Source organism: Arthrobacter sp. NPDC057259 (assembly GCF_042668995.1).
Taxonomy (GTDB): Bacteria; Actinomycetota; Actinomycetes; order Actinomycetales; family Micrococcaceae; genus Arthrobacter.
On record NZ_JBHUYA010000004.1, the window covers coordinates 240,934 to 267,152 of the forward strand.

15 protein-coding genes and 2 tRNA genes are annotated in these 26,219 nt (G+C 70.7%); 10 read left to right on the forward strand and 7 right to left on the reverse strand.

What is annotated here, in order from left to right; genetic code table 11:
* Positions 1-24: 24 nt before the first annotated feature.
* Complete coding sequence (locus ACFUCU_RS08915) at positions 25-975, reverse strand: ABC transporter substrate-binding protein (protein ID WP_290256463.1); 951 nt, start codon at positions 973-975, stop codon at positions 25-27.
* Positions 976-1,355: 380 nt separating this feature from the next.
* Positions 1,356-2,066, reverse strand: coding sequence for a 3'-5' exonuclease (locus ACFUCU_RS08920; protein ID WP_364132957.1), 711 nt, complete (start codon positions 2,064-2,066; stop codon positions 1,356-1,358).
* 85 nt (positions 2,067-2,151) lie between these two features.
* Between ACFUCU_RS08920 and ACFUCU_RS08925 the strand changes: the two genes are divergently transcribed.
* The 3 genes from ACFUCU_RS08925 to ACFUCU_RS08935 all read left to right on the forward strand — a co-directional run bounded on the left by ACFUCU_RS08925 (position 2,152) and on the right by ACFUCU_RS08935 (position 9,412).
* On the forward strand, positions 2,152-2,568 hold the full coding sequence (locus ACFUCU_RS08925) for an MGMT family protein (protein WP_377972171.1): 417 nt from the start codon (positions 2,152-2,154) through the stop codon (positions 2,566-2,568).
* A 68-nt stretch (positions 2,569-2,636) separates the two neighbouring features.
* A complete protein-coding gene (locus tag ACFUCU_RS08930; protein WP_377972173.1) occupies positions 2,637-5,936 on the forward strand; it encodes an ATP-dependent helicase in 3,300 nt (1,099 codons plus the stop codon).
* Positions 5,933-9,412 carry an ATP-dependent helicase gene (locus ACFUCU_RS08935; RefSeq protein WP_377972073.1) on the forward strand — a complete coding sequence of 1,160 codons (3,480 nt, stop codon included), beginning with the start codon at positions 5,933-5,935 and terminating at the stop codon, positions 9,410-9,412. The genes ACFUCU_RS08930 and ACFUCU_RS08935 overlap by 4 nt, the downstream gene beginning before the upstream one ends.
* Before the next feature lie 6 nt (positions 9,413-9,418).
* Here ACFUCU_RS08935 and ACFUCU_RS08940 read toward each other — a convergent pair whose 3' ends face one another.
* Positions 9,419-10,801 (reverse strand): phosphotransferase, encoded by a 1,383-nt coding sequence (locus tag ACFUCU_RS08940; RefSeq protein ID WP_377972075.1) that lies wholly within the window; start codon positions 10,799-10,801, stop codon positions 9,419-9,421.
* A 166-nt stretch (positions 10,802-10,967) separates the two neighbouring features.
* Here ACFUCU_RS08940 and nudC point away from each other — a divergent pair, with 166 nt between their 5' ends.
* The 3 genes from nudC (at position 10,968) to ACFUCU_RS08955 (ending at position 14,863) form a co-directional block, all read left to right on the forward strand.
* Positions 10,968-12,050: an NAD(+) diphosphatase gene (gene nudC / locus ACFUCU_RS08945; protein ID WP_377972077.1), complete on the forward strand. Its 1,083-nt coding sequence runs from the start codon at positions 10,968-10,970 to the stop codon at positions 12,048-12,050.
* Between the two features lie 105 nt (positions 12,051-12,155).
* Positions 12,156-14,258: an ATP-dependent DNA helicase UvrD2 gene (locus tag ACFUCU_RS08950; protein WP_290256460.1), complete on the forward strand. Its 2,103-nt coding sequence runs from the start codon at positions 12,156-12,158 to the stop codon at positions 14,256-14,258.
* The gene (locus ACFUCU_RS08955) at positions 14,258-14,863 is read left to right on the forward strand and encodes a M48 family metallopeptidase (RefSeq protein ID WP_377972079.1); all 606 of its coding nucleotides are present in this window, start codon (positions 14,258-14,260) and stop codon (positions 14,861-14,863) included. The genes ACFUCU_RS08950 and ACFUCU_RS08955 overlap by 1 nt, the downstream gene beginning before the upstream one ends.
* A 74-nt stretch (positions 14,864-14,937) precedes the next feature.
* Here ACFUCU_RS08955 and ACFUCU_RS08960 read toward each other — a convergent pair whose 3' ends face one another.
* Positions 14,938-16,419, reverse strand: a complete 1,482-nt coding sequence (locus tag ACFUCU_RS08960) for a zinc-dependent metalloprotease (RefSeq protein WP_377972080.1) — start codon at positions 16,417-16,419, stop codon at positions 14,938-14,940.
* Between the two features lie 418 nt (positions 16,420-16,837).
* Between ACFUCU_RS08960 and ACFUCU_RS08965 the strand changes: the two genes are divergently transcribed.
* The 4 genes from ACFUCU_RS08965 to ACFUCU_RS08980 all read left to right on the forward strand — a co-directional run bounded on the left by ACFUCU_RS08965 (position 16,838) and on the right by ACFUCU_RS08980 (position 21,417).
* Complete coding sequence (locus tag ACFUCU_RS08965; protein ID WP_377972174.1) at positions 16,838-17,866, forward strand: PDZ domain-containing protein; 1,029 nt, start codon at positions 16,838-16,840, stop codon at positions 17,864-17,866.
* Between the two features lie 92 nt (positions 17,867-17,958).
* Positions 17,959-20,964: a UPF0182 family protein gene (locus ACFUCU_RS08970; protein ID WP_377972082.1), complete on the forward strand. Its 3,006-nt coding sequence runs from the start codon at positions 17,959-17,961 to the stop codon at positions 20,962-20,964.
* Between the two features lie 126 nt (positions 20,965-21,090).
* Positions 21,091-21,164, forward strand: a tRNA-Met gene (locus ACFUCU_RS08975).
* A 179-nt stretch (positions 21,165-21,343) separates the two neighbouring features.
* Positions 21,344-21,417, forward strand: a tRNA-Met gene (locus tag ACFUCU_RS08980).
* Positions 21,418-21,534: 117 nt separating this feature from the next.
* Here the strand turns inward: ACFUCU_RS08980 and ACFUCU_RS08985 are convergent.
* From ACFUCU_RS08985 to ACFUCU_RS08995, 3 genes are all read right to left on the reverse strand, one after another.
* Entirely contained in the window at positions 21,535-22,959 is a 1,425-nt protein-coding gene (locus tag ACFUCU_RS08985) for a cryptochrome/photolyase family protein (protein WP_377972084.1), read from the reverse strand.
* A gap of 215 nt (positions 22,960-23,174) precedes the next feature.
* Positions 23,175-23,963, reverse strand: coding sequence for a PspA/IM30 family protein (locus ACFUCU_RS08990; protein WP_290255714.1), 789 nt, complete (start codon positions 23,961-23,963; stop codon positions 23,175-23,177).
* A 123-nt stretch (positions 23,964-24,086) separates the two neighbouring features.
* Positions 24,087-26,144, reverse strand: coding sequence for a TPM domain-containing protein (locus ACFUCU_RS08995; RefSeq protein ID WP_377972087.1), 2,058 nt, complete (start codon positions 26,142-26,144; stop codon positions 24,087-24,089).
* Positions 26,145-26,219: the final 75 nt, after the last annotated feature.

Consider the following 26,219-nt stretch of genomic DNA (forward strand, 5'->3'; position numbering starts at 1 on the left):
GCTATCTCTCCTGGTAGCCGGTATCTATTTCGCGGGGACCTTGACGGCCTTGCTGCCCGGCTTCCACCCCTCGGGGGTCTGCTCGGCGGACGTCGGCCGGTCCGTGTACCACTGGGCGGTCAGCTTGGACCAGGTTCCGTCGGCAACCACGGCGTCGAGGGCCGAGTTAAGCGCGTCAAGCAGGGCAGGGTTGTCCTTGGCTACGGCGTAGGCGGTGAAGTTCTGCGTGTTGAGCTTCTTCTCGGCAATCTTGGTACCGTCGCCGGGCTTGACCTGGCCGGTGGCCTGCTGGGACGGAGCCACCCAGGCGTCAACCTGCCCACTCTTGAGGCTGGCGAACACGGTGTTGTAGTCGGGGAAGGAAACAGGCTCAAGCTTGAGGGTGTTCTTGACGTAGTCCTCCTGCACACTGCCGCTGACGACGCCGATGCGAAGGCTGCCCTTCAGATCGGCGAATTTCTGGACCTTGGCGTCCTCTTTAGTCACAAGAGCCATGTAGCCGAAGTCATAACCGTTAGTGAACGCAACCGTTTCGCGGCGCGCGTCCGTGGTGGAAATCGAGGACGAGCCGACGTCGAACTGCTTGTTCTTCACCTGGCTGAGAAGCGCCTGGAACTTTGTGGAGGCGAACTCGATCTTGAGTCCCAGCTTGTCGGCCATGGCCCGCAGCAGCTCGTTGTCGTAGCCGGTGAACTTACCGGACGGATCGATGAAGATGTTCGGCGGGGCGTCGGAGAGGGTGCCCACGCGCAGGGTGCCCTCGCTGATCAGGCCGAGCTTGGACTTGTCGATCTTGTCCAGGGCCGGGACATCCTTGGTGGTGTACTTGTCCAGGGAGGTCTGGTCGCTGCCCTGGAGGGCATCAGTCGGGGAGCCCGAGCTCTGGGCGGACCCGCCGCCGCACGCGGCGAGGGAGACCGACAGGGCCACGGCCACCGGAAGGGCGGTGAGCCACTTCAAGGCTTTGCTTTTCATCACGCAATCACTTTCGTCTGAAGTCCTGGGGCGGCGGCGGGACAGCAGGTCCGGCCGCCGGAGGGCATGCCGCACCAGGGCGGCACCGCAAAAGATAATTGTGTCACCGGGGCATTGGGCCGGATCAAATCGAATTTCCGGGCGCCCTGGAGTGTGATGAGCGAATAACGCGAGTGTCATGTGGGCTGTGCGGCTTGAGAGCGGCGGCCACCGTCCAATGCACAGAATCCCGTCCGGCGTGGCGGGGCGTCCCGGCTGTGTGGAAGCTGTGTGTGGTCCGTCTCATTCTGCCGATGGGACGCCGAAAAGCAGGGTTCCGGCCGATCTTCGGGGCGGACGTGTCGATTTATGACGCCGCAGCCCGGGCGACGGGGTTGCGGCTAGAAACTGCCGCGGCTTGCGTCCTCGGGCGGCAGGACGGGCCAGTCACCCTCGATCACCGCGGCCGGCTTGGTCTTCCGGAGGTAGCTCTGGAAGTCCGCTGCCTGGGCGGTGGCCCATTCCACCTGCAGCTGGTGCAGGTGGGCCGCCGGCATCCGAAGCTTAGGGAACTTTCCGGCCATCGCGTCCAGGACCCGCAGGGTGGCGAGCGCGTCGGCGGCAGAGGTGTGGGCGTTGTCCAGGTCCACGCCGTATTCCTCGCAGAGGGCCGTCAGCGTGCGCTTACCCTTGCGGTAGCGGTCCACCTGCTTGTTCATGATGTACGGGTCCAGGACCGGGTAACGGTGCAGCTGGGGCACCCCGTAGCGCGCGGATTCCGCCGCGAGGACCGTGAAGTCGTAGCTGGCGTTGAAGGCGATGACTGGAACCCCGGCGTCGAACAGTTCCTGCAGCACCCCGGCGAGTTCCCGGACCACCTCAGCGGCCGGGCGGCCCTCGCTGCGGGCCCGCTCCGTGGTGACGCCGTGGATGTCGCTGGCCTCGGTGGGGATCTCGACGCCGGGATCGGCGAGCCACTCGTGCTCCTTGATGACGGCACCGTCCCCGTCCACCAGGGTCACCGACGCCGTCACGATCCGCGCCGCGCGGGAATTCCGGCCGGTGGTTTCGAGGTCGAATGCTGCGCGGGGGAGGGTGTGCCAAGTGCTCATGCAATTACGCTACCTGCTGCCACGGACAGTCCTGGGCAGCGACCTGCGGCCGGGGCGCGGAGGCGGCGACGGTACCCTTGATGGCATGCGGATGGAGTACGTGGAGGCGGTGCTGGAGCTCGGTGCGATGGTGCCTGCCGGGACCGCCCTCGCCTACGGCGACGTGTCGGAGTTGCTGGGTTCCGGCGGCCCCCGGCAGGTCGGCGCGGTGCTCAGCCACCACGGCAGCTCGATCCCCTGGTGGCGCATCATCCGGGCCAGCGGCGAGGCGCCCCCCGGCCACGAGCGTGACGCGCTCGCCCACTACCTGGCCGAGGGGACACCCCTGCGCGGTGATTTCCTGGACTTCCAGCGCAGCGGCGAGGGCCGGTGGCGGGTGGACCTTGCGGCTGCCCGATGGGCTCCCACCGATGAAGAATTTGCCGCGATCGACGCCGTAGCGGAGCGGCTGGAGCCCGCCAGCCGGAAACTGTCGGTGCCCGATGATGAAATGTTTGTGTGAGTAGCCCCAGCCACCGCCCCGCCGGCATCAGCCTTACCGATTCACGCACCACCGTGCCCAACCAGGCCGTGCAAGAAACAGCTGTCCCCGGCACCCCCGTGCCCGGGCTGACGCTGCTGCCGCCGCGGACCCGGCACGCGCAGGCCCCGGAGCTTTCCGCGGACCAGCGCGCCGCCGTCGAATCCGCGCGCGGGAGCGGGCCGGTCCTGGTGCCCGGCGCGCCTGGCACGGGGAAGTCCACGGTCCTGGTCGAGGCCGCGGTGCACCGTGCCCGGCGGGACGGCCTGGACCCCGAACGGATGCTCATCCTGGCCCCGGGGCGGCTCGCCGCGGACGCGTTGCGGGACCGCTTCACCGCGAGGCTGGACCGCAGCCTGAGTACGACGCCGGCACGCACCTGGGCGTCCTACGCCTTCGACCTGATCCGGCGGGCCAAAGCCGAGGGGGTGCTGCCCCTGCCGCGGGCGCCGAAGCTGCTCTCCGGCCCCGAACAGGACCTGATCATCAAGGAACTCCTCGAGGGCCACACGCGTCCGGGCTTCGAGCTGCCCTGGCCGGAGGACCTCGGCGCCGCCCTGCCCACCCGCGGCTTCCGGCAGGAGGTGCGGCAGCTCTTCGACCGGATCATCGAATCCGGGCGCACCGCCGAGGACCTCGCCGCCCTGGGCCGCCGTTGCGGCAGGCCGGACTGGGAGGCCGCCGCGGCGCTCTACGCCGAGTACCGCGACGTGCTGGACCTGCGGATGCCGGAATCCTTTGACCCAGCCGGCATCATCACCGCCGCCCGCCAGATCTTCCAGGACGCGCCCGACTTCCTGTCCGCCGAACGGGACCGGCTGCAATTGATCCTCGTGGACGACATCCAGGAGGCGAACCCGGCAGTCTTCGAGCTGCTGGCCGACATCGCCTCCGGCAAGGACGCCCTGGTGACCTACTGCCCGGACACCGTCGTGCAGGGCTTCCGCGGTGCGCGGCCGGACCTGGTGGCGGAGCTGCCCCGGCTGCTCGCCCCGGGCGGCGTCGTGCTGGAACGGCCGCTCTGGACGGCGCACCGTCAGGCCCCCGCCGTCGGGCAGGCTTGGCAGGCCGTCGCCGAACGGATCTCGCTCCGCTCCGGCGGCGCCACCGCGCGGCGGCTGGACTACCCGGCACCCGCGGCACCGGACCACGCCGCCCCAAACCCAGCCGCCCCAAACCCGCCAGTGTCCGGCACCGTAGAGGGGCACCTGCTGCCCTCACCGGTACACGAACTGCGTTATGTGGCCCAGCGGATCCTCGAGGCTCAGCTGAACGAGGGCCGCGCCCTGGGCGACATCGCCGTGATCGTCCGCAACGGCGGCCAGCTCAGCCAGCTGCAACGGCACCTGGCCGGGCAGGGCATTCCCGTGCGGATTCCCGTGGCCGAGGCCGCCGTCCGGGACGAGGTTGCGGTGCGGCCGCTGCTGGACGCCTACGCCGTCGCCCTGGACCCCGAGGCCCTGACCGCCGAAGCTGCCGTGTCGCTGCTGACCTCCCGCATCGGCGGGGCCAGCTCCATCGAGCTGCGGCGGCTGCGCCAGACGCTGCGGCAGGACGAACTGCTCGGCGGCGGCGGGCGCGCCAGCGATGCCCTGTTGGTCGAGGCGCTGCTGGAACCCGGCGCGCTTGCCGCGACCGGACTGGAGGGACGCTCGGCGCGGCGGATCGCCCGGATGATCCACGCCGGACGCGAGGCCGCCGCCGCGCCGGGCGCCAACGCCGAGACCGTGCTTTGGGCGCTGTGGAACGCCACCGGCCTGGCGAAGCGCTGGACCGAGGCCGCCCTGGCCGGCGGTGCCGCCGGGGACCGGGCGGACCGGGACCTGGACGCCATGATGGCCCTCTTCCACACCGCCGAACGCTACGTGGACCAGCTGCCCGGGTCCGGACCGGAACAGTTCCTCGAGTACCTGCTCAGCCAGGAACTGCCGATGGACACACTGGCCGCCCGCGCCCAGCTGGAGGACGCGGTGGAGCTGATGACCCCGGCCAGCGCCGCCGGGCGGGAATGGCCCGTCGTCATCGTGCCCGGACTGCAGGAAGGCGTCTGGCCCAACACGCGGCTGCGCGGCGAGCTGCTGGGCAGCACGCTGTTCGCGGACGCGGTGGAGCACGGCGTGGACTACGCCCTGCGGCTCGATCCGCTCAGCCGGCTCCGGGACATCCGCTACGACGAACTGCGCAGCTTCTCCACCGCTGTCTCCCGCGCCCGCGAGGTGCTGATCTGTACCGCCGTGTCTTCCGAGGACGAGCAGCCCTCGTCCTTCCTCGACTACGCAGCGCCGCTGGCCCCGGGCCAGGACCGGCGGGGCTACACCCCGGTGGAACGGCCGCTGACGCTGCGGGCCCTGGTCGCGGAACTGCGCCAGCACGCCCAGGCCGGGACCGCCGAGGGCGAGGAGGCCGCAGCCATCCTGGGGGCGCTGGCCGCCGCCGAACCACCCGTGCCCGGCGCCCATCCGGACCAGTGGTGGGGCCTGGCTCCGCTGTCCTCGGCGGAGCCGGTGGTGCCGCCCGGCGGCACGGTCTTCGTCTCACCCTCCAAGGTCGAGACGGTGCAGAAGTCGCCGCTGGACTGGTTCGTCCAGGCCGCCGGCGGGGAGGCCGCCACCGACTTCGCCCGCAGCCTCGGCACCCTCGTCCACGCCATCGCGCAGGACCTTCCCGAGGCCTCCGGCGGCGAATACGTGGCCGAGCTGGTCAAGCGTTGGCCCACCCTGGGCATGAAGGACAACTGGGAGGGCAAACTGGACTTCCAGCGGGCCGAGGGCATGGTGCGCAAGCTCGCCCAGTACGTCCTGGTCATGCGCAGCGAGGGCCGGAGCCTGCTCGGGGTGGAACAGGATTTCGAGGTCAAGCTGGCCGACGTCGTCCCCGCCGGAGCGGCAGACGACGGCGACGGCTGGCCCGCGCGCGCGGCGGTGCTCCGCGGCCAGGTGGACCGGCTGGAGATCGACGGCGAGGGCCGGCTGGTGATCGTGGACCTGAAAACCGGCAAACGCCAGCCCGGCAAGGCCGAGCTGGAACGCCACCCGCAGCTCGGCGCCTACCAGGCGGCCGTCCTCGCCGGCGGTTTCGCCGGCCCCGACGACGGGCCGCCGCCCCGGCCCGGCGGCGCCGTCCTCGCCCAGCTGGGCACCACCACGAAGAGCCCGGGCGTGCAACACCAACCGCCGCTGGACCCGGACGCCAACTGGGCCCTGGACCTGGTGAACGACTCCGCCCGGGTCATGTCCGGCAGCACGTTCGAGGCCCGTCACGACCCGGCCAAGGGCGGCCACGGCGGCCACGGGTGTCGTCTGCCCGAGGTCTGCCCGCTCTGCGCCCGAGGAAAGCAGGTCACCGAATGAGCCTCCCGGATCCACGGTTCAGCCCCGAGGAGCTCTCGGCCATGCTCGGGGAAAAGAACCGCCCCACGGCGGAGCAGTCCCTGACCATCTCCTCGCCGCTGGCACCCCGGCTGGTCATCGCCGGCGCCGGCTCCGGGAAGACCGCCACCATGGCGGACCGGGTGGTCTGGCTGGTGGCCAACGGCTGGGTCAGCCCCGAAGAAGTCCTCGGCGTGACCTTCACCCGCAAGGCTGCCGGCGAATTGGCCACCCGGATCCGGGCGAAGCTCACCGCCCTGGCCCGGATCGCCGCCGAGGACCGGGACCACTCGGTGTTCCCCGCCGGGCTGCTCAGCACCGAGGCGCTGGAGCCGAAGGTCTCCACCTACCACTCCTACGCCAGCGGGATCGTCTCCGACTACGGCCTCCGGCTCGGCGTCGAACGCGACGTCGTGCTGCTGGGCGCCGCGCAGTCCTTTCAGCTCGCCAGCGAGGTGGTCGAAGCCTACGACGGCGACTACGAGCACTTCCGCGCCGCCAAGTCCACCCTGGTCAAGGCCGTCATCCAGCTCGCGGGGGAGTGCGCCGAACACCTGCAGGAGCCGGCCGGGGTCCGCGCCTGGCTCCTGGACCGGGTCCAGGAGTTCGAGTCCCTGCCGTACCTGGCCACCGCCAAGAAGAACCCCACCCAGGCCGCGGCCGACCTCAGCGTCCTGTTCCGGACCCGCGCCAGCGTGGCGGACATGGTGGGCCGGTATGCGGAGGCCAAGCGGGCCCGCGGCGCCCTCGACTTCGGAGACCTCGTGGCCCTGGCCGCCCGGGTTGCCAGCGAGATCCCGCTGGCCGCGCAAACCGAACGCCAGCGCTACAAGGTGGTGCTGCTGGACGAATTCCAGGACACCTCCCACGCCCAGCTGGTGCTCTTCTCCCGGCTCTTCGGCGGCGGCCACGCCGTCACCGCGGTGGGGGACCCCAACCAGTCCATCTACGGCTTCCGCGGCGCCTCCGCGGGGCAGCTCTTCCACTTCGTGCGGGAGTTCCCGGTACTGGTCGGTGAGGCCGGCTCCGGTGCCGGCTCCGACGCCGGCGACGGGGGCACGGACCGCCGCTTCGCCGTGGCGCCGACGTCGTACCTGACCACGGCCTGGCGCAACGGCCGCACCATCCTCGACGCCGCCAACGTCATCTCGGCACCCCTCAGCCGCGCCGCCGGGGAAGCCGGTCCCGCCGGCGCCCGGGACACCGCCCCCGCTGTCGAGGTTCCGCCGCTGCAACCCAGCCCCGCCGCGGTGGAGGGCCGCGTGGTGATGGGCCGGTTCGGCACCGACGAGGAGGAAGCGGCCGCCATCGCCGGCGACGTCCTGACCTACCGCCGGACCGACTTCGGCGGCAACGCCGGCACCGGGGACTTCGAACCGCCCGCGATGGCCGTGCTCTGCCGGCGCCGGGCCCAGATGGAGTGCATCCGCAAGGAATTCGAGCTCCGCGGCATCCCGTATGAGATCGTCGGCCTCGGCGGTCTGCTGGACACCCCGGAAATCGTCGACCTCGTCGCCACCCTCCGCGTCCTGGCGGATCCGGGCCGGTCGGACTCGCTGATGCGCCTGCTCGCCGGGGCCCGCTGGCGGATCGGACCCGCGGACCTGATGGCCTTCCGCGACTGGTCCAGCTTCCTGGCCCGGCGGCGCGGGGCCCCCGGGGCCGGCGCCGACGAGGACCTCGACGACGACGACACGGCCGTCATCGAAACGGACGTGACCGACGGCGCCAGCCTGGTCGAGGCGCTGGACTGGCTGCCCCGGCCCGGCTGGACTTCGGCCCACGGACGGCAGCTGGGGGCCGAGGCCCTCGGCCGGCTGCAGCTGCTCTCGGCCGAACTCCGGCAGCTGCGCAGCTTCATGGGCGACGACCTGACCACCCTGCTGGGCGAGGTGGAACGGTCCATGCTGCTCGACATCGAGGTGGCGGCCCGGCCCGGGATCAGCATCCACCAGGCCCGCCGCAACCTGGACGCCTTCCAGGACGCGGCCGCCGGGTTCCTGCACACCTCCCAGCGCGTGGACGTCCTGGCCTTCCTGGCCTGGCTCGAGGCGGCCGCAGCCGAGGAGAACGGCCTCGACGCCGCCGCGCCCGAGGCCAACCACGAGGCCGTCCAACTGCTCACGGTGCACGCCTCCAAGGGGCTGGAGTGGGACGTGGTGTTCGTCCCCGGCCTGAACGCCGGCGCGTTCCCGAGCAGCCGCGACTCCCGCTGGAGCAGCGGTTCCGCGGCCCTGCCGTGGCCCCTGCGCGGCGACCGCGCGGACCTGCCGCAGTGGGACCTCGAGCACCCGGACCAGAAGGGCTGGCTGGACGCCGAAAAGGACTTCAAGGCCGACGTCCAGGCCCACGGCGAGGCAGAAGAGCGGCGCCTGGCCTACGTCGCCTACACCCGGGCCAAGCACGTGCTCTGGGTCTCCAGCGCCGCGTGGGTGGGCTCTCGGGCCGGCATCGCCGACATGTCCCCTTTTCTGGCCGAACTGGAGGCCCTGGTGGGCCGGGGGAGTGCCGCGGTCCACCCGCTCTCGGTCTCCGAGGACGCCCTGCCGGAGGAAAGTCCGCTGACCTCGGAACTCGAGCTGGCCGGGTGGCCCTACGACCCGCTGGAGGGACCGGTCAACCCCCGCACCGGGGCACGGCTGCGCCTGCGGCCGGGTCGCCGCGCGGCCATGGACTCCGCGGCCGCCCTGGTCCTGGACCACCTGCAGCGGCCCGGGGCCGGGCACCTGCCGGCGCCCGCCCCGGCGGGACAGCCGCTGCGCGGACCCGCCGGCGGCTGGGCCCAGGAGGCCGCCACCCTGCTGGACCGCCGCAACCGGCGCACCACCGTCCACGAGGTTCACCTGCCCGGGCACATTTCCGCCTCCACCCTGGTGGACTTGGACGAAGATCCCGGCGCCGTGGTGGCCCGGCTCCGGCGGCCCGTGCCGCGCGAGCCCGGGATGTCCGCCCGCAAGGGCACGGCATTCCACTCCTGGGTGGAGGAGTACTTCGGCACGGCGGGGATGCTGGATTTGGGGGAGGCCCCCGGCTCGGACGGGCACATCGATGAGGCCTACGGCCTGGAGGCCATGGTCGAGACCTTCCGGCGCTCCGAATGGGCGGACCGGGCTCCGGCGCACGTGGAGGTTCCGGTGGAGACCAGGATCGGCGACGTGGTGGTGCGCGGCCGCATCGACGCCGTCTTCCGCGACGCCGACGGCGGCTGGGACCTGGTGGACTGGAAGACCGGCCGCCGGCCTTCGGCACGGCAGCTCACGACGAAGGCGGTCCAGCTGGCCGTGTATCGGCTCGCCTGGTCACGGCTGAAGGGCGTGCCCCTCGAGGACGTCCGGGCGGCGTTCTACTACGTGGCCGACGACGCCGTGGTGCGCCCGCACGACCTGGGCAGCGCGGCGGACCTCGAACGGATCGTCGCCGGTGCGCTCGGCCGGCCGGTGGGCGTCCCCGGCAGGTAGGACGGGCTAGTGGCGGTGGAGCGGCACGACGGTCAGCGCCGTCGTGGACGTATCCTCGCCGCTGGCCGGAGCAGGAGTGTCGGCACCGGCAGGGCTGTCGGAGACCGTTTCGCTGCGGTCCGCTGCGGAACGGTCCTCCGCGGTGGGGCTGGAAGGTGCGACGTCGGCGTCGTCAGCCTGGGTGGCTCCGCGGCCGGCGTCATCGCCGTTGTCCCCGCCCTTCGCGTCCCGGGAGACCGCGTCCCGGGAGGCACCGTCCTCGCCACCCGAAGACTGCTCGTCGTCCTCGGGGGTGTCGGGGATCGGGGTGACGTGCACGGCGGGAGCCGCGGCGAGCGGGGCGGGCTGCCCCGCGGCGGCCTCCGGCGCGGCCATCCCGGGTGTCTCCGCCTCGGTCTCGATCGGCTGCACCGTGACCGCCGGTGACTGTGCGGGCGCCGGAGCGGGCAGCGGTTCGACGCTGATCGGCTGGCCTCCGTGGGCCGCGACGTCGTCGGCCAGCAGTGCAAGCATCGACTCGCCCTCCGCGACCATCGCGGTGTCCCCGGCAGCCAAGCCACGGACCAGGTACTGGGCCAGCGCGAACTCCGCGGACAGGGCCGCCCGGCGCAACAGGTGCGCATCGGGAGTGTCCCGGCGGGCGGAGGAGTACGCGGCCAGGACGCTGTCCACAAAGTCCTGGTCATTGGAAGCGACCAGCCAGGCCATGTCGTCGGCAGGGTCGCCGATCCGCAGGTCGGTCCAGCCGGTCACGGCGGTGACCCGCTCGCCGTCGACCATGATGTTGTCCTCGTGCAGGTCGCCGTGCACGACGCTGGGATTGAAGCGCCACAGGGTGACGTCCTCCAGCGCGTGTTCCCAGCGGCGCAGGAGCAGCGGCGGGATCTTCCCGGTCGTGGCGGCCTGGTCCAGCTCATTGAGGCGGCGCTGGCGGAACTCGTTTGGGGTGTAGGTGGGCAGGTCGGCGTTGCTCACCAGCGAATGCGGAAGATCGTGGATCGCGGCGAGGGCGGCACCCACCTCCCGGGCCAGCGCGGGCGTCCCGGCGCCCAGCTCCTCAACGGAACGGGTGCGTCCCGCGAGGTGGGCGTACACAAACGTGCTCAACTCACCCTGCCGCACGGTCCCGGCCACGGTGGGCATCAGGAACGGCAGTTCGGCACGGATCCCGGGGGTGAAGGCCCGCAGCACCAGGAACTCGGTCTCCAGCCGTGCGCTGGCCTCCGCATGCCGCGGCGACCGGACGCGCCAGCGCTTCCCCTCGGAATCCAGCAGCAGGGCGGAGTCGAAGTCAGCCGCATCGTCGGGCGCGGAGCACACGGCCGTAGGGGTCAGTCCGGGGACCGCTGCCGTCGCTACCGCTGCCAGTTCGATTGGGTTTCTTCTCACGTTCCCACGGTAGATTGACCGGCGCCCAACACGGCGAGGCAGGGCGGCGAGTCTGAAAGTTAGGCCCGAAAACGCCCCCCGGACCCGGCAGACACGGGCCTCGCTGGGCCGCCGTCGGCCTTCCTGGCAAATGTCAATTGTCAGCGGGGGTGGGTACGGTGGAGATATGAGTCTTCCGGAGCCGTCCGCGTCCACCACCACGACGCCCGCCGCGTCCCGGCAGGGCGGGACCGGACAGCCGGCCAACCACCTGAGGGAGACCGTCCTTCCGGTCCGGCCCGCCCTCATCGACCGGCGCTCCGCCGCACGCATGCGGCCCGGGATGCTCGACGAACTCCTGGACGCCGACGGCGTGCAGGCCATGGTGCTCTCCCGCCGCCAGGCGCTGGTGGGCGGGGACGGCTTGGTGTTCCTCGACGCCAAGGCGCTCGCGGGCCGACTCAAGGGCACCGATTTCGAACCCCTCCACGTCGTCTACCTCGGGGCTTCCCTCGACGCGGACAGCGGGAACCCCGCTCCGGCGTCCCGGCCCGGCACCGAGTTCGTGCTGTTCATCCTGCCGGAGCAGTTCGAGGTCCGCGCGGAGCCGTTCGAGCAGCATGTCGACGGGATCCCCGCCGGGGCGCAATGGGCCGGATTCCGCGAGGTGGCGGGACGCCTCGACGCCCCGGACACCGCCCTGTTCATCGAAGCCAGCGCCATCGCCAACTGGCACGCCACCCACACCCACTGCCCGCGCTGCGGGACCGCCACCACCATCGAGGCCGGCGGCTGGGTGCGGCGGTGCCCGGCGGACAACTCCGAGCACTATCCCCGCACCGATCCCGCGATCATCGTCACGGTGGTCGGCCCGGACGGACGGCTCCTGCTCGGCGGCGGCGGACCGCTGGATGCGAAGAACTACTCCACGCTGGCAGGCTTCGTCGAACCGGGCGAATCACTCGAACAAGCCGTCGTCCGCGAGATCGGCGAGGAGGTCGGCGTTCGGGTGACCGCCTCCCAGTACCTGGGATCGCAGTCCTGGCCGTTCCCTGCATCGCTGATGCTCGGCTTCACCGCCACCACCGGGGACACGGAGGCCCGGCCCGACGGCGTCGAGGTCACCCGCGCCCGCTGGTTCAGCCGGGAGGAACTGCAGGCCGCGGTCTCCAGCGGAGAGATCACCATCTCCAGCCGGCTCTCCATTGCCCGGGCCCTGATTGAACACTGGTACGGCGGCGTCATCCAGGACGCCCCCGGCACCCCCTGACCCTCCGATATTTGAGCAGCAGACGTGAACACAGATCTTTTCTCCGCCGGATCATTTCCCGGCACCCCGCCCGCCGAAGGGCTTCCCGCCGCGGATGAGCGTTCCCTGGAGGAACGCATTCTCGGCGGACTCGACGCCGAACAGCGCGAGGTGGCCAGCAACCTGACCGGGCCCATGTGCGTCCTCGCCGGCGCCGGCACCGGCAAGACCCGCGCCATCACACACCGCATCGCCTACGGCGTGCACTCCGGCGTCTACAGCCCGCAGCGGCTGCTGGCCGTCACGTTCACTGCCCGGGCCGCGGCGGAAATGCGCAGCCGGCTCCGTGACCTCGGCGTGGGCAACGTCCAGGCCCGCACCTTCCACGCCGCCGCCCTCCGGCAGTTGCAGTTCTTCTGGCCCCAGGCGATCGGCGGTGCCCTGCCGAACCTGCTGGACCACAAGGCCCAGATGATCGCCGAGGCCGCCCGCCGGCTGCGGCTCAGCACGGACCGGGCCTCCATCCGCGACCTCGCCTCCGAGATTGAATGGGCCAAGGTCTCCATGCTGACCCCGGCCAACTACCTGGAGAAGGCCCAGGGCCGCGGCACCCCCGGCGGCTTCGACCTGACCGCCGTCGCCCGCGTCTTCCAGTCCTACGAGGACGTCAAGACGGACCGCAACGTCATTGACTTCGAGGATGTCCTGCTGATCACCGTCGGCATCCTGCAGGAGGACCCGAAGGTCGCCGCCACCGTCCGGGAACAGTACCGGCACTTCGTGGTGGACGAATACCAGGACGTCTCGCCGCTGCAGCAGCGGCTCCTCGAGCTCTGGCTGGGCGGCCGCGACGACCTCTGCGTCGTGGGCGACGCGAGCCAGACCATCTACTCCTTCACCGGGGCGTCCCCCAAGCACCTGCTGGGCTTCAAGGCCCAGTACCCGGACGCCACGGTGGTGAAACTGGTCCGCGACTACCGGTCCACCCCGCAGGTGGTCCGGCTCGCCAACGACCTGCTCGCCGGCCGGCGCAGCGGCGGCCCCGTCGCGGACGCGGCCTGGGCGACGCCGTTGCAGCTCGTCGCGCAGCGCCCCGCCGGGCCCGTGCCGCACTTCACCGAATGTTCCGACGACGAGGCGGAGGCCGCCACGGCCGCCCAGAACATCAAGGCACTGCTGGAGGCGGGCACGCCGGCCAGCCAGATCGCCGTGCTCTTCCGCACCAACGGCCAGTCGGAGGCGTACGAGCAGGCCCTCGCCTCGGCGGGCATCGGTTACCAGCTCCGCGGTGGCGAACGGTTCTTCGCCCGGAAGGAGGTCCGGGACGCCATCCTGCAGCTGCGGGCCGCCACCCGGGCCATCGACGGCGCGGACGGGCCGGAGCCGCTGGGCCAGCTGGTCCGGGACATCGTGTCCTCGCTCGGCTACACCGAGGAAGCACCGCACAACGGCGGCGCCCTGCGGGAACGCTGGGAATCCCTGGCCGCCCTGGTGGCGCTGGCGGACGAGCTCGTCGCGGCCCGGGGGCCGCAGTTCGGCCTCGCCGAGTTCGTCAACGAACTCCAGGAACGCTCCCTCGCCCAGCACGCCCCGACGGTCCAGGGCGTCACCCTGGCTTCGCTGCACGCGGCCAAGGGCCTGGAATGGGAGGCGGTGTTCCTGGTGGGCCTGAGCGAGGGCCTGATGCCGATTTCGTTCGCGGACACCCCGGAAGCCGTGGACGAGGAACGCCGGCTCCTCTACGTCGGCATCACCCGGGCCAAGGAACACCTGTACCTGTCCTGGTCCACCGCGAGGACCCCGGGCGGCCGGGCGAACCGCAAGCCCTCCCGCTTCCTGGACGGGCTGAGGCCGGATTCCGTCGCCTCCTCCAGCGCCCGGGGCAAGGGCCCGGCCCCGCGCCGCAAGGCCGCCGCGCCGGCGTCGTGCAGGGTGTGCGGCAGCATGCTCAGCAGCGGCGCCGAACGCAAGGTGGGCCGCTGCAACCAGTGCCCGCCCAGCTACGAGGAGCAGACTTTTGACGCGCTGCGCCAGTGGCGGAAGGCCACCGCGCTGGAATCGGACGTCCCGGCGTTCGTGGTCTTCACCGACGCCACCCTGACGGCCATCGCCGAGGCCCGCCCGGCGACCCTCCAGGAGCTCGCGACGCTGCCCGGCGTTGGGGCGTCCAAGCTGGAGAAGTACGGCGAGGCGGTCCTGGCCATCCTCGCGGAAAGCACCACCGCCTGATGCCGGGCAGGGCTGCGGGAACTCCGACGACGACGGCGGACGGCGCGCCGGTGGAGGTGCGCCGCTCGTCCAGGCGCCGACGCACGGTGGCGGCCTTCTGGGAAAACGGCACCGCCGTCGTGGCCATCCCCGCGCACTTTAGCGGCGCCCAGGAACGCGATTGGGTGGAGCGGATGCTGGCCAAGCTCCGCGCCCAGGGAAGCCGGGGGCAGAAGGGGAACGGCCGGCGCCGGCCGGGCAGCGACGCGGCCCTGGCATCCCGGGCGGCGGAGCTCTCCGCCACGTACCTGGGCGGCCGGGCCGAGCCCGTGTCGGTCCGCTGGGTGACCAACCAGAACTCCCGCTGGGGCTCGGCGACGCCGTCGGAGGGCACCATCCGGCTCTCGCACAAGTTGCGGCAGATGCCGCAGTGGGTCATCGATTACGTGCTGCTGCACGAACTCGCGCACCTGCTGGTGGCGGCGCACAACGCAGCGTTCTGGCGGCTGCTGGCGGCCTACCCGGAGACGGAGCGGGCGAAGGCCTTCCTCGAGGGCGTCTCCTTCGCCACCGCCCGCGGGCTCCCCGCCGACGAGGACGACGTCGAGGAAGCCCCGGCCGGCTAAGCCCGGACGCGGGGGCCAAGCGGCACGGCCGCGGGGGAGCCCGGGCCGGTCAGGCCCGGACGCCGCCCGGCGGACTAAGCCTTGGGGGAGTCCCCGTCGGAGGCGCCGGCGTCTCCCTTGGTGTCGCCGTCGCCCTTGTCGCCCTCGCGCTTGTCGCTCCCGCCCTCGCGCTTGTCGCTACCGCCGTCGCCGTTGCCGGGCTCGGGCGCCTCGTCGAAGCCGCCGCTGAGCAGCTTCTGCAACGCGTCGTCCACCTCGGTGTCGGAGGCCTCCGCCAGCTTGCGGCGTTCGCTGAAGCCCTTCGGGTCATCGAGGTCCTCGGCGGTGGGCAGCAGGTCCGGGTGCTGCCAGATGGCGTCCCGGCCCTCCACGCCGCGTTCCTCCTTCAACTGGGCCCACAGCGTCGCGGCCTCGCGCAGCCGGCGCGGCCGCAACTCCAGGCCCACCAGGGACGAGAAGGCGTGTTCGGCCGGTCCGCCGGTGGCACGGCGGCGGCGGACCGTCTCGCGCAGGGCCGCCGCAGAAGGCAGCAGCTTCTCGGTGGCGGCGGCGGTCAGCTCGTCCACCCACCCCTCCACCAGAGCGAGCGCGGTCTCGAGCTTCTCCAGTGCCTGGTCCTGGGCGGGGGTGCGCTGCGGCATGAAGACACCCTGGGAGAGGGCCTCCTGGATGCCTTCGGGGTTGCTGGGGTCCAGCTCCCGGGCGAGGTCCTCAATCTTGGAGGTGTCGATGTGGATGCCCCGGGCGTAGGCCTCGATGGCGCCCAGCAGGTGCCCGCGCAGCCAAGGGACCTGGACGAACAGCCGGGCGTGGGCGGCCTCGCGGACGGCCAGGAAGAGCCGGATGTCGTTCTCGGGAAGGCTGAGGCCCTCACCGAACTTGGCCACGTTGGCGGGGAGGAGCGCCATCTCCAGGTCGGCCAGCGGGACGCCGATGTCGGTGGAGCTGACCACCTCTGCGGAGAGTGCACCGATCGCCTGGCCCAGCTGCATGCCGAAGATCGCGCCGCCCATGTTCTGCAGCATCGAGGAGGCGCCGCCCATCATGGACTTCATTTCCTCGGGCATCTGTTCGGTCATCGCGGTGGAGAGTGCGTTGGCGATGCTGTTGGCCACCGGCTCGGTCAGCCGCTTCCAGGTGCCCAGGGTTTCCTCGACCCACTCGGCCCGGGACCAGGCACGGCCGATCAGCCCCGTGGAGGGAAGCTCGGTGACCTGGTCCAGCCACAGCTCAGCCAGCCGGAGCGCCTCGTCCACCTCGCGGGACTGGGCGGCGGTGACGGAGGGGTCGGAACCGCTGGCCGCGACCCGCCGGGCGTTCTCGTGCGCCAGCTGCCAGTTGACGGGCCCGTCGGAGGAGGCGCTCATCATGGCCTGGACCTGCGAAAACATCTGCGCCAGCAGGTTGGGGTCATCGGGCAGGCCCGCGGCTTTGGCCAGTTCGGCCGGATCGATGTTCCCCATGCCCTTGCCGCCCATCAGGTTCTGCAGCATTTCCGCCAGCGGATCCTTGGGCTCGTCGTCCCCGTTGGACGGTTGGTGTGGGTTAGAGGTCATGATCCCGCCGATCGTCGGTGTGACTGGTACTCAACTTCACGCTACCCCTCCCGCTCAGCGGCTGTCTTGCAGAAACCGGCGCCGTTCGCTGTCGGCAAAGCACTCCGGCACCCCGCGAGCGCGTAGTGTGGGGCTCTGGAATATTTGCATGGCTGACGCGCCGTTTCCGGGCGCCGGCCCAGCGTCCGGACCACCCCCGGCAGGGGTGCCGGACGCCGGCACGAGAGGTCCTTCAGTGACGTTTACGCAGGACGGGCAGCCCGGTAACGGCCCCGTGGCCGACAGTACCGCCAACGGCACGGTCGAAAGCCCCGCTACCGACGGCGACGGCGCCGACCACGCGGGCCTCTGGCCGCGCCGCGGAGCTCGCGCCGGCCGGCAGGGCGGCGCCGGGGGAGGAGGCCGCCGGCCCTCGGCCATGGTGGTCTCCGGCCTGCTCTCGATCGGACTCGGCGTCGCAGCGCTCAGCCTGCCCGTTCCCTACGTGATTGAATCCCCGGGCCCCACCTTCAACACCCTGGGCACGGACAACGGCAAACCGGTCATCACCGTCACCGGGCACGAGTCCTACCCGGCCAAGGGCAACCTGGACCTCACCACGGTGTACGTCGACGGCGGCCCCAACGGACCCGTGAGCGTCTTCGAGGCCCTCACCGCCTGGCTGAACCCCGCCAAGGCCGTCTACCCGCAGGAACTGATCTTCCCCAGCGGCGTCACCAAGGAACAGTCGCAGCAGGAAAGTGCCGTGGCCATGACCACCTCCCAGGAGAACGCCGTCGCGGCCGCCCTGAAGGAACTCGGCATCCCGTTCGGGCAGAAGCTCCAGGTGGCCAGCATCCCCGACGACTCCGCGTCCAAGGGCAAGATCCAGGAGGGCGACCTGCTGGTCTCCATCGGCGGCAAGCCGATCTCCTCGCTGAGCGTCATCCAGTCCGAGCTAGCCGCCGGCAACGGCAAACCGGTCCCCGTGGTGGTGGACCGGGGAGGCAGCCAGCAGACGCTTACCATCACGCCGGCCAAGTCCGAGAACGGCCGCTACCTCCTCGGCGTGGTGCTGCAGTACAGGTTCACCTTCCCCTTCGACGTGAAAATCTCCCTGGACAAGGTGGGTGGCCCCAGCGCCGGCATGATGTTCGCCCTTGGGATCGTGGACACGGTGACCCCCGGCGACCTCACCGGCGGCAAGCACATCGCGGGCACCGGAACCATCACCCCCGACGGCGCCGTCGGGCCCATCGGCGGCATCGACCAGAAGATGGTCGGCGCCCGCTCCGGCGGGGCCACCCTGTTCCTCGCGCCGGCGGCCAACTGCGACGAAGTCGTCGGCCACATCCCGGCCGGCCTGCAGGTGGTGAAGGTCGAGACCCTGGCCGACGCACGGCACGCCGTCGAGCTCTCCGCGTCAGGCGGCGACACGGCCGAGCTGCCCGCTTGCACCAGGAACTAGACTGACCCCGGAACTAAGCCTCCGTGCCGCTCGTGGCACAAGAGACAACTGAAAAAACAGCAGCACCGACGACCAGCTATGAGGTATCGAGTTTGTCCCGTCCCAGCACCGTCCCACCCGGAAGGCAACAGCAGCGGCGAGGCGCCCTGACGCCCACGCTGATTATCGTGGCCCTGCTCGTCGTGGGCTTCATCTTCTTCGCCAATGTGTGGACGGACGTCCTCTGGTACCAGCAACTGGGCTACTTCGAAGTCTTCGTGACCGAGAACGTGTCCCGGATCCTGATCTTCCTGGCGGGCTTCGCCGTGATGTTCGCCGCCATGTTCTTCGCCATCCGCATCGCCTACACCGCCCGGCCCGTCTACGCCCCGGACTCCGAGATCCGGGACAACCTCAACCGCTACCAGGCCCAGCTCGAGCCGATCCGCCGCGTGGTCATGATCGGCCTGCCCGTCCTGTTCGGCCTCTTCGCCGGCAGCGCGGCCGCCAGCCAGTGGCAGAAGGTGCTGCTGTTCCTGCACCAGAAGCCGTTCGGCCAGAATGATCCGCAGTTCAACCTGGACATCAGCTTCTACATGATGACCCTGCCGTTCCTGGGCTTCGTCACCGGCTTCCTGATCAGCGTCGCCGTCGTCGCCGGCATCGCGGGGATCCTCACCCACTACCTCTACGGCAGCATCCGGCTGATGGAACGCGGCGTCTTCACCAGCCGCGCCGCCCAGATCCACCTGGCCGTCACCGGCGCGGCCTTCCTGCTGCTGCTGGGCGTGAACTTCTGGCTGGACCGCTACTCGGCCGTGCTGAACAACAGCGGCCGCTGGGCCGGCGCCCTCTACACGGACGTCAACGCCGTGATCCCCACCAAGGCGATCCTCGCCGTCGCCGCCGCACTGGTGGCCGTGCTCTTCATCGTCGCGGCCGTGATCGGCAAGTGGCGCCTCCCCGTCATCGGCACCGCCATGCTGGTCATCACCTCCATCCTGGCCGGCGGCGTCTACCCGTGGGTCATCCAGCAGTTCCAGGTCCGCCCCTCCGAGCAGACCCTGGAAAAGACCTACATCGAGCGCAACATCGCCATGACCCGGGCCGCCTACGGCCTGGATAAGATCCAGGAAAAGCGCTATGAGGCCACGACCAACGCCACCACCGGCGCGCTGGCCCCGGACGCCCAGACGACGGCGAACATCCGCCTGCTGGACCCGAACCTGATCTCCGATGCGTTCTCGCAGCTCGAGCAGTACCGGCCGTACTACCAGTTCCCCAGCACCCTGAACGTGGACCGGTACGAGGTCAACGGCAAGATCCAGGACACGGTGATCGCGGTCCGCGAGCTGAACCCCAGCGGCCTGGCCAGCAACCAGCAGTCCTGGCTGAACAAGCACGTCGTCTACACCCACGGCTACGGCGTCGTCGCGGCCAAGGGCAACAAGTTCACCGCCGACGGCAAGCCCGACTTCCTGCAGTCCGGCATCCCGTCGACCGGCGTCCTCGGCACAGACACCACGTACCAGCCGCGGATCTACTTCGGCGAAAACTCCCCGGACTACTCGATCGTCGGCGCCCCGGACGGCGCGCCGCACCGTGAGCAGGACCGCCCCGCCGCCAAGGAGGGCGACGCCGGCACGCAGTACACCTTCACCGGCAACGGCGGCCCGAACGTGGGCAGCTTCTTCAACAAGATCCTGTACGCGGTGAAGTTCCAGTCCTCGGACCTCCTGCTCTCCGACGGCGTCAACGCCGATTCGCAGATCCTCTACGACCGCAGCCCCAAGGACCGCGTGGAGAAGGTGGCCCCGTACCTGACTGTGGACGGCAATGCGTATCCCGCCGTCGTGGACGGCCGCGTGAAGTGGATCGTGGACGGTTACACCACCAGTCCCTACTTCCCGTACTCCCAGCAGGAACAGCTCTCGGACGCCACCCGGGACTCGCAGACCTCCGCGGGCCGGACCGCCGCGCTGCCCAGCAGCTCGGTGAACTACATCCGGAACTCGGTCAAGGCCACGGTGGACGCCTACGACGGCTCCGTCACCCTCTACGCCTGGGATGACCAGGACCCGGTCCTGAAGGCCTGGCAGAGCATCTTCCCGTCCACGCTGAAGCCGTTCTCGGAGATGTCGGGGGCGCTGATGAGCCACGTACGGTACCCGGAGGACCTCTTCAAGGTCCAGCGTGAGCTGCTGGGCCGGTACCACGTGACCAACCCGGACAACTTCTTCACCAACAACGACGCGTGGAGCGTCCCGAACGACCCCACGGTGAAGGACGACGGCGTCAAGCAGCCTCCGTTCTACATGTCGCTGCAGATGCCGGACCAGGACAAGCCGGCCTTCCAGCTGACCTCCTCCTTCATCCCGCAGGTGGTCAACGGCAACGCCCGAAACGTCCTCTACGGCTTCCTCGCCGCGGACTCCGACGCCGGTAACCAGAAGGGCGTGAAGGCGGACAGCTACGGCCAGCTACGGCTGCTGCAGATCCCGCCGGAGGCCAACGTCCCCGGACCCGGCCAGGCGCAGAACAAGTTCAACTCGGACCCCACGGTGTCCCAGGCGCTGAACCTGCTCCGGCAGGGCGCGTCCGCGGTGCTCAACGGCAATCTGCTGACGCTGCCGGTGGGCGGCGGCCTGCTCTACGTCCAGCCGGTCTACCTGAAGTCGACGGGCGAGACCTCCTACCCGACGCTGCAGCGCGTGCTGGTGGCCTTCGGCGACAAGATCGGCTTCGCGCCGACCCTGGACGAGGCGCTGAACCAGCTCTTCGGCGGCAGCTCCGGCGCCACGGCGGGCGACGCGGCGAACAACGGCCAGACACCGGCGACCCCGGGCCCGGGCACCGGAACCACCCCGCCCACCGGCGGCTCAAACGCCAACGCTGACCTCAAGGCGGCACTCGATGACGCGAACAGCGCCATCAAGGCCGGCCAGGAGGCCCTGGCCAAGGGCGACTTCGCAGCCTACGGCGACCAGCAGAAGAAGCTCTCCGCCGCCCTGCAGCGGGCGATCGACGCCGAGGGGAAGCTGACCCCGCCGGCCAGCGGCGGCAGCCCCTCGCCCACGGCGTCGCCGACGGCGACAGCCTCGCCCTCGCCCACCAAGTAGCCGCGGGCCTCGTGGCCGGCCTCCCGTGACGGGGCGCCGGCCACCCCGGGACCGGGGCGGTGCGATGCAGATCACGCCGCCCCGATTTGGCCCCTCGTTCACCGGCAGGTAATGTTGTTGGTGCGACGCGGGGTGGAGCAGTTCGGTAGCTCGCTGGGCTCATAACCCAGAGGTCACAGGTTCAAATCCTGTCCCCGCAACTGGAAAGAAGTCCGGAACAGAAATGTTCCGGACTTCTTGCTTTAACCGGCGTTGTGGGTCCTGGGCCCGGGCTTGGAAACTGCGGACTGGGACTCCGGGTTTCGGCGGGGACGCCGAGGGGGGAATCCGGCCCGGTGGTCGGGGGCGGGCCAAACGTAGGGTAGGCTTGATCATGCGACGCGGGGTGGAGCAGTTCGGTAGCTCGCTGGGCTCATAACCCAGAGGTCACAGGTTCAAATCCTGTCCCCGCAACAAAGGAAAGGCCCGGATCCATTGAGGATCCGGGCCTTTCGCGTTCCCGCGGCCCCGCGGCCAGGTGCGCTGTTCCGGGCCAGGGCCGGGCCAAACCCGCCCGGGCCGCCGGTTCGTTCAGCCGTCCTTGAGCTTCTGGTACGTCTCCAGCGCCCGGGCGCGGGACTCGGGCAGCCCCACCACCGGCTCCGGATAGTCCCCGGCGCCGTCCGCGGCCTTCCAGGGCTCGTGGATGGCCTTGTCGTCCAGGTCGGCCAGCTCCGGGAGGTGGGCGCGCAGGTAGCGTCCCGCGGCGTCGAATTTCTTGCTCTGCGTCACCGGATTGAAGATCCGGAAGTAGGGGGAGGCGTCCGCGCCGGAGCCGGCAACCCACTGCCAGTTGGCGGGGTTGGAGGCGGAATCGGCGTCCACCAGGGTGTCCCAGAACCATTCCTCGCCGGTGCGCCAGTCCGCCAGGAGGTTCTTCACCAGGAACGAGGCCGCCGCCATCCGGACGCGGTTGTGCATCCAGCCGGTCTGCCAGAGCTGCCGCATGCCGGCGTCCACCAGCGGATACCCGGTCCGGCCCTGCTGCCAGGCCCGGAGGTCCGCCGCGGACGGCTTGTCCCAGGCGAAGTCGTCGAACTCGGGCCGGAAGTTGCGGGTGGCCAGCTGCGGGTTCTCGTACAGCAGCTGCCAGCAGAACTCCCGCCAGCCGATCTCGGAGCGGAACACGCCGACGTCGGCGGGGGCGTGGTGCGGGAAGCGGGCGCGCAGGGCGTGCCAGACCCGGAACGGGCTGATCTCGCCGAAGCGCAGGTGCGGGGAGAGCCTGCTGGTGCCCTCGATGCCGGGCCGGTCCCGCCCGGTCCCGTACTCGGTCACGGGGCCGTCCAGGAAGGTCTCCAGCCGCTCGTGGGCGCCCGCCTCGCCGGGGGTCCACTCCTTAGCCAGGCCCTCGCTCCAGTCCGGCCGCTGGGGGAGGAGCTCCCAGTCGGACAGGGTGTCGGTGGCCGGCAGCCGGCGCTCACCGGTTTTGGCGGGGGCGGGGAGCTGCTGCGGGGCGTCCAGCGGCTGCCGGGGGTCCTGGGAGTCCAGGCAGGCCTTCCAGAACGGGGTGAAGACCTTGTAGGGGCCACCGGAGCCGTTCCGGACGGTCCACGGCTCGAACAGGAGGTTGGCCTGGAAGCTCTCGGCCTCGAGGCCCTCCTTAGCGGCCCAGTCCTTGAGGCCCGCGTCGACGGCCCGCTCCGGGCCGCCGTAGCGGCGGTTCCACAGCACGCGGTCCGCGCCGGTTTCCTTGACCAGGTCGCGGATGATCCGGTCCGCCCGGCCGCGGCGCAACACCAGCCGGTTGCCGGCCTCCTTGAGGTCGGCGGCCAGGGACTCCAGCGAATGGTGCAGCCACCACTTCGTGGCGCCGCCCAGGGGCCGGATGCCGGGGGACTCTTCGTCCAGGACGTAGACCACCGTCAGTGGCCCGTCGGCGGCGGCCCCCTCCGCCAGGGCCGGGTTGTCATCCAGACGCAGATCGTCGCGTAGCCAAACCAAAGTCGAAGACATGGCTCAACGCTACTGGATGCCGCCCCGCAGAAAGCGCAGGGCCGGATGCGCAGGGCAGGAAGCACGGGGCAGAAAGCGCAGGGCCGGACGCACAGGGTCAAGGAGGAGGGGCAGGGCCGGGAAACGCCCGGGTACGGCAAGGGCCGGGTTGCGCAGCGAACCCGGCCCTTGCCGTCGTCGTCCGGCGGCGCGTCACGCGCCGGCGTGGACCTTGATCAGAGCTTGTCGAAGTCGGCCTCGTCCACGGTGGAGCCGGTGTGGGAACCGTTGCCGGCGCCGAGGGCCTGCTGGCTGCCGCCGGACTTCAGCGCGGCCAGCCGGGCCTCGATCTCGGTCTGCTCGCCGAGGTCCTCGAGGGCGTTGAACTGGGCGTCCAGGCTGGAGGCGGCGAGCTCCTGCTGGCCGCGGACCTTGGCCTCCTCGCGGCGGATCTTCTCTTCGAAGCGGCCCACCTCGGAGGTCGGGTCCATGATGTCAATGCTTTTGAGCGCGTCGTGGACCTGGCTCTGCGCGGCGGCGGTCTTGGACCGGGCCACCAGTTCGTTGCGCTTACTGGTCAGCTCGTTGAGCTTGTTCTTCATCTGGTCCAGGCCTTGCTTGAGCTTATCCACCACCTCGGTCTGGGAGGCGATGCTCGGCTCGGCGGACTTGGCCTCGTTCTCTGCGGTGATCTGGCGCTGCAGCGCCACCTTGGCCAGGTTGTCGAACTTCTCGGCGTCTACGGAATCGCCCTTGGCCCGGTATTCGTCGGCCTTGCGGGAGGCGGCGAGGGCCTTGTTGCCCCAGTCCTGGGCGTTTTTGAGGTCCTCGTTGTAATCATCCTGCAGCATCCGCAGGTTGCCGATGGTCTGGGCGACGGCGGACTCCGCCTCGGCGATGTTGTTGGTGTAGTCGCGGACCATCTGGTCCAGCATCTTCTGCGGATCCTCGGCCTGGTCCAGCAGCGAGTTGATGTTCGCCTTCGCCAGCTGTGCCATGCGGCCGAAAATGGACTGCTTAACCATGGTGCTACCTCTCGTCCTCTCCAGTGGGGTCACTGGAATCGGTGATCTGTGGATGTACTGCCTCTACCCGCCGGCCGGACCGGGTCCGCCGGCGCTAGTCTCTGTGAGCGTGCTCCCGTCCGCTCAGAAGCTGCCGGAGTCGCCGCCGCCGAAATCGCCGCCGCCACCGAAGTCGCCGCCGCCGCCACCCCAGCCTCCGCCGGAGTCACCGCCGCCCCAGCCGCCGCCTCCGCCACCCCAGCCGCCTCCGCCGCCGCCGCCGTGCAGGATGGAGTTGATCAGGATGCCGCCGAGGATGGCGCCGCCCAGGCCGCCGCCTCCACCGCCGCCGCCAAACATGCCGCCCCGGCCGTAGCCCTGGTTGGCGTAGCCGCCGAACTGGTCGACGTCGGCCTGGGCCTGCTGGGCGGCCTGCGCCGCGAGGGCGTGGGCCTGCTGGGCGTACTGCAGGGCCGTGACCGCGTCCGTCCGGGAGATGGACAGGGCGTAGTCGAGGTTGCGCTGGGCCTCCGCCAGCCGGGTCCGCGCCTCGGTGCCGACGCCGCCGCGGCGGGCGGTGATGTAGTCCGAGGTAGCGCTGATCTGGGCCTGGGCGGACATGATGCTCTGCTGCAGCGAGGCCTGGGCCCGGCGGGTCTGTTCCTGCTGGTCGCGGATGCCGGTCAGCGCACTGTCCAGGCTTTGATGGGCGGTCTCGATCCGTTCCAGGGTGGCGATCGGATCGATCTTGCCGGCCTGGATCTCGGCCTTGACCTGGGCCAGGGCCGCCTCGACCCCGGCCACGGGGCCGGCGAGTTCCGGGTGTGCGCCGGACTGGATCATGGCGCGGGCCTGGGCGAGGTCCTGGGAGGTGTCCACGACGGCGGTTTCCAGCCCGTTGCGGGCCTCGTCGAGGTTGGCGGCCACCTTGGTGATGGCGCCGAGCAGGACGTTGGTCTGGTGCAGGCTTTCCTCGGCGGCCCGGACCGCCACGGCGGCCATGCTGGTGTCGCCGGCGTCGAGCTTGTCCTGCGCAGTGGAGGAGGCGTTCTGGACGAAGGCCAGCCGCTCCTTCGCCTGGGTGATGTTGTCCGCCACGGCGGTGAGGGCGCTGTCCGCGTACCGGGCGCGCAGGTCCGTGAGGGACTGGTCGGCCGCGGCGATTTTCGTCTCTGCCTCGCGGGCCCCGGTTCCGACGGCGGCGAGGGCCTGGGGCGCGTTCTTCTCCAGCTCGCGCAGGGAGTCGAAGTCGGCTTTCTGCTCCTGCAGGGATGCCAGGGCGGCCTCCGAGCGGCGGATGATCTCGCCATACCAGGAGCGTTGCTGTGCCTCGGTGTCGGGGATGTGGTCATCGAGCTGCTGCTGGAGCTTGAAGGACTCGGTCATGTGCGCCTTGGCGTCCTGCAGCGCCCTGGTGAAGTTGCCGACGGCGGCGTCGCCGTACTGGGCCTGGGCGAAGCCGAGTTCCTGTTCGCTGGACTTGATCGCGTCGTCGGCCTCGATCAGCAGCGAGCCGCTCTTGCGGCGCAGCTCGTCCACGCTGAGGCCGGCCAGGGGGTCGAGTTCGGCCTGCTGGCCCTCCCCGGCGGTGCCTGCCGTGACGGCCTTCTTCCGGCGGTTGCGCAGGTAAAGGTAGGTTCCCGCGCCGCCGAGCGCGACGACGCCGACGCCCACCAGCACGCCGGAGCCGGCTCCCGCGCCGGAGGGCACGGTGCCGCTGCCGCCGCCGGCCGCGTCGCCCACGGCAGCCGCGGTGTCGATGGCCGCCTGGGCGAAGTCGCGCTTGCCGCCGCCGAGGTTGGCGGCGATGGCGTTCTGGGTGATGGTGCTGGTTTTGGAGTAGATGGCGCTGGCCGAGTTCGGCGAGAAGTAGTATTTGCCGTCGTCGGACATGGTGAGGATGACGTCCGCCCGGCCCATGCCCTTCTTCGTGGCAACCGCCTGCGCCCAGCCCTTCGGGTCCGCGGGGTTTTCGAAGGTCTTTACGGTCACGACGTACAGGTTGTACTTGTGGTCCTTGAGGAGTTTCTGGACCGCGTCCTGGACTTCACCCTTGCGGCTTCCCAACACGTTGGCGTTGTCCACGACGTTCTGGCCGGAGGGGATGGTGACCGGGTCCTCGGCCAGGGCCGGCGCGGCGGGCAGGACCAGCAGGCCGGCGACCCCAACCCCCGCGAGGAAACGTTTCATCATTGACCGCATCTGCAAACCCTTCAGCGCCTCGGTGGCCGGCACGGTCCGTGCCGGTCGTCCCAGAACTGCGGCAGCGCCCCCACG

Excerpts from the sequence above, each read along its gene's own strand:
- ACFUCU_RS08915 (WP_290256463.1), bottom strand. The coding sequence starts at position 975 with ATGAAAAGCAAAGCCTTGAAGTGGCTCACCGCCCTTCCGGTGGCCGTG.
- ACFUCU_RS08920 (WP_364132957.1), bottom strand. The coding sequence starts at position 2,066 with ATGAGCACTTGGCACACCCTCCCCCGCGCAGCATTCGACCTCGAAACC.
- ACFUCU_RS08925 (WP_377972171.1), top strand. The coding sequence starts at position 2,152 with ATGCGGATGGAGTACGTGGAGGCGGTGCTGGAGCTCGGTGCGATGGTG.
- ACFUCU_RS08935 (WP_377972073.1), top strand. The coding sequence starts at position 5,933 with ATGAGCCTCCCGGATCCACGGTTCAGCCCCGAGGAGCTCTCGGCCATG.
- nudC (WP_377972077.1), top strand. The coding sequence starts at position 10,968 with ATGAGTCTTCCGGAGCCGTCCGCGTCCACCACCACGACGCCCGCCGCG.
- ACFUCU_RS08955 (WP_377972079.1), top strand. The coding sequence starts at position 14,258 with ATGCCGGGCAGGGCTGCGGGAACTCCGACGACGACGGCGGACGGCGCG.
- ACFUCU_RS08960 (WP_377972080.1), bottom strand. The coding sequence starts at position 16,419 with ATGACCTCTAACCCACACCAACCGTCCAACGGGGACGACGAGCCCAAG.
- ACFUCU_RS08965 (WP_377972174.1), top strand. The coding sequence starts at position 16,838 with ATGGTGGTCTCCGGCCTGCTCTCGATCGGACTCGGCGTCGCAGCGCTC.
- ACFUCU_RS08985 (WP_377972084.1), bottom strand. The coding sequence starts at position 22,959 with ATGTCTTCGACTTTGGTTTGGCTACGCGACGATCTGCGTCTGGATGAC.
- ACFUCU_RS08990 (WP_290255714.1), bottom strand. The coding sequence starts at position 23,963 with ATGGTTAAGCAGTCCATTTTCGGCCGCATGGCACAGCTGGCGAAGGCG.
- ACFUCU_RS08995 (WP_377972087.1), bottom strand. The coding sequence starts at position 26,144 with ATGCGGTCAATGATGAAACGTTTCCTCGCGGGGGTTGGGGTCGCCGGC.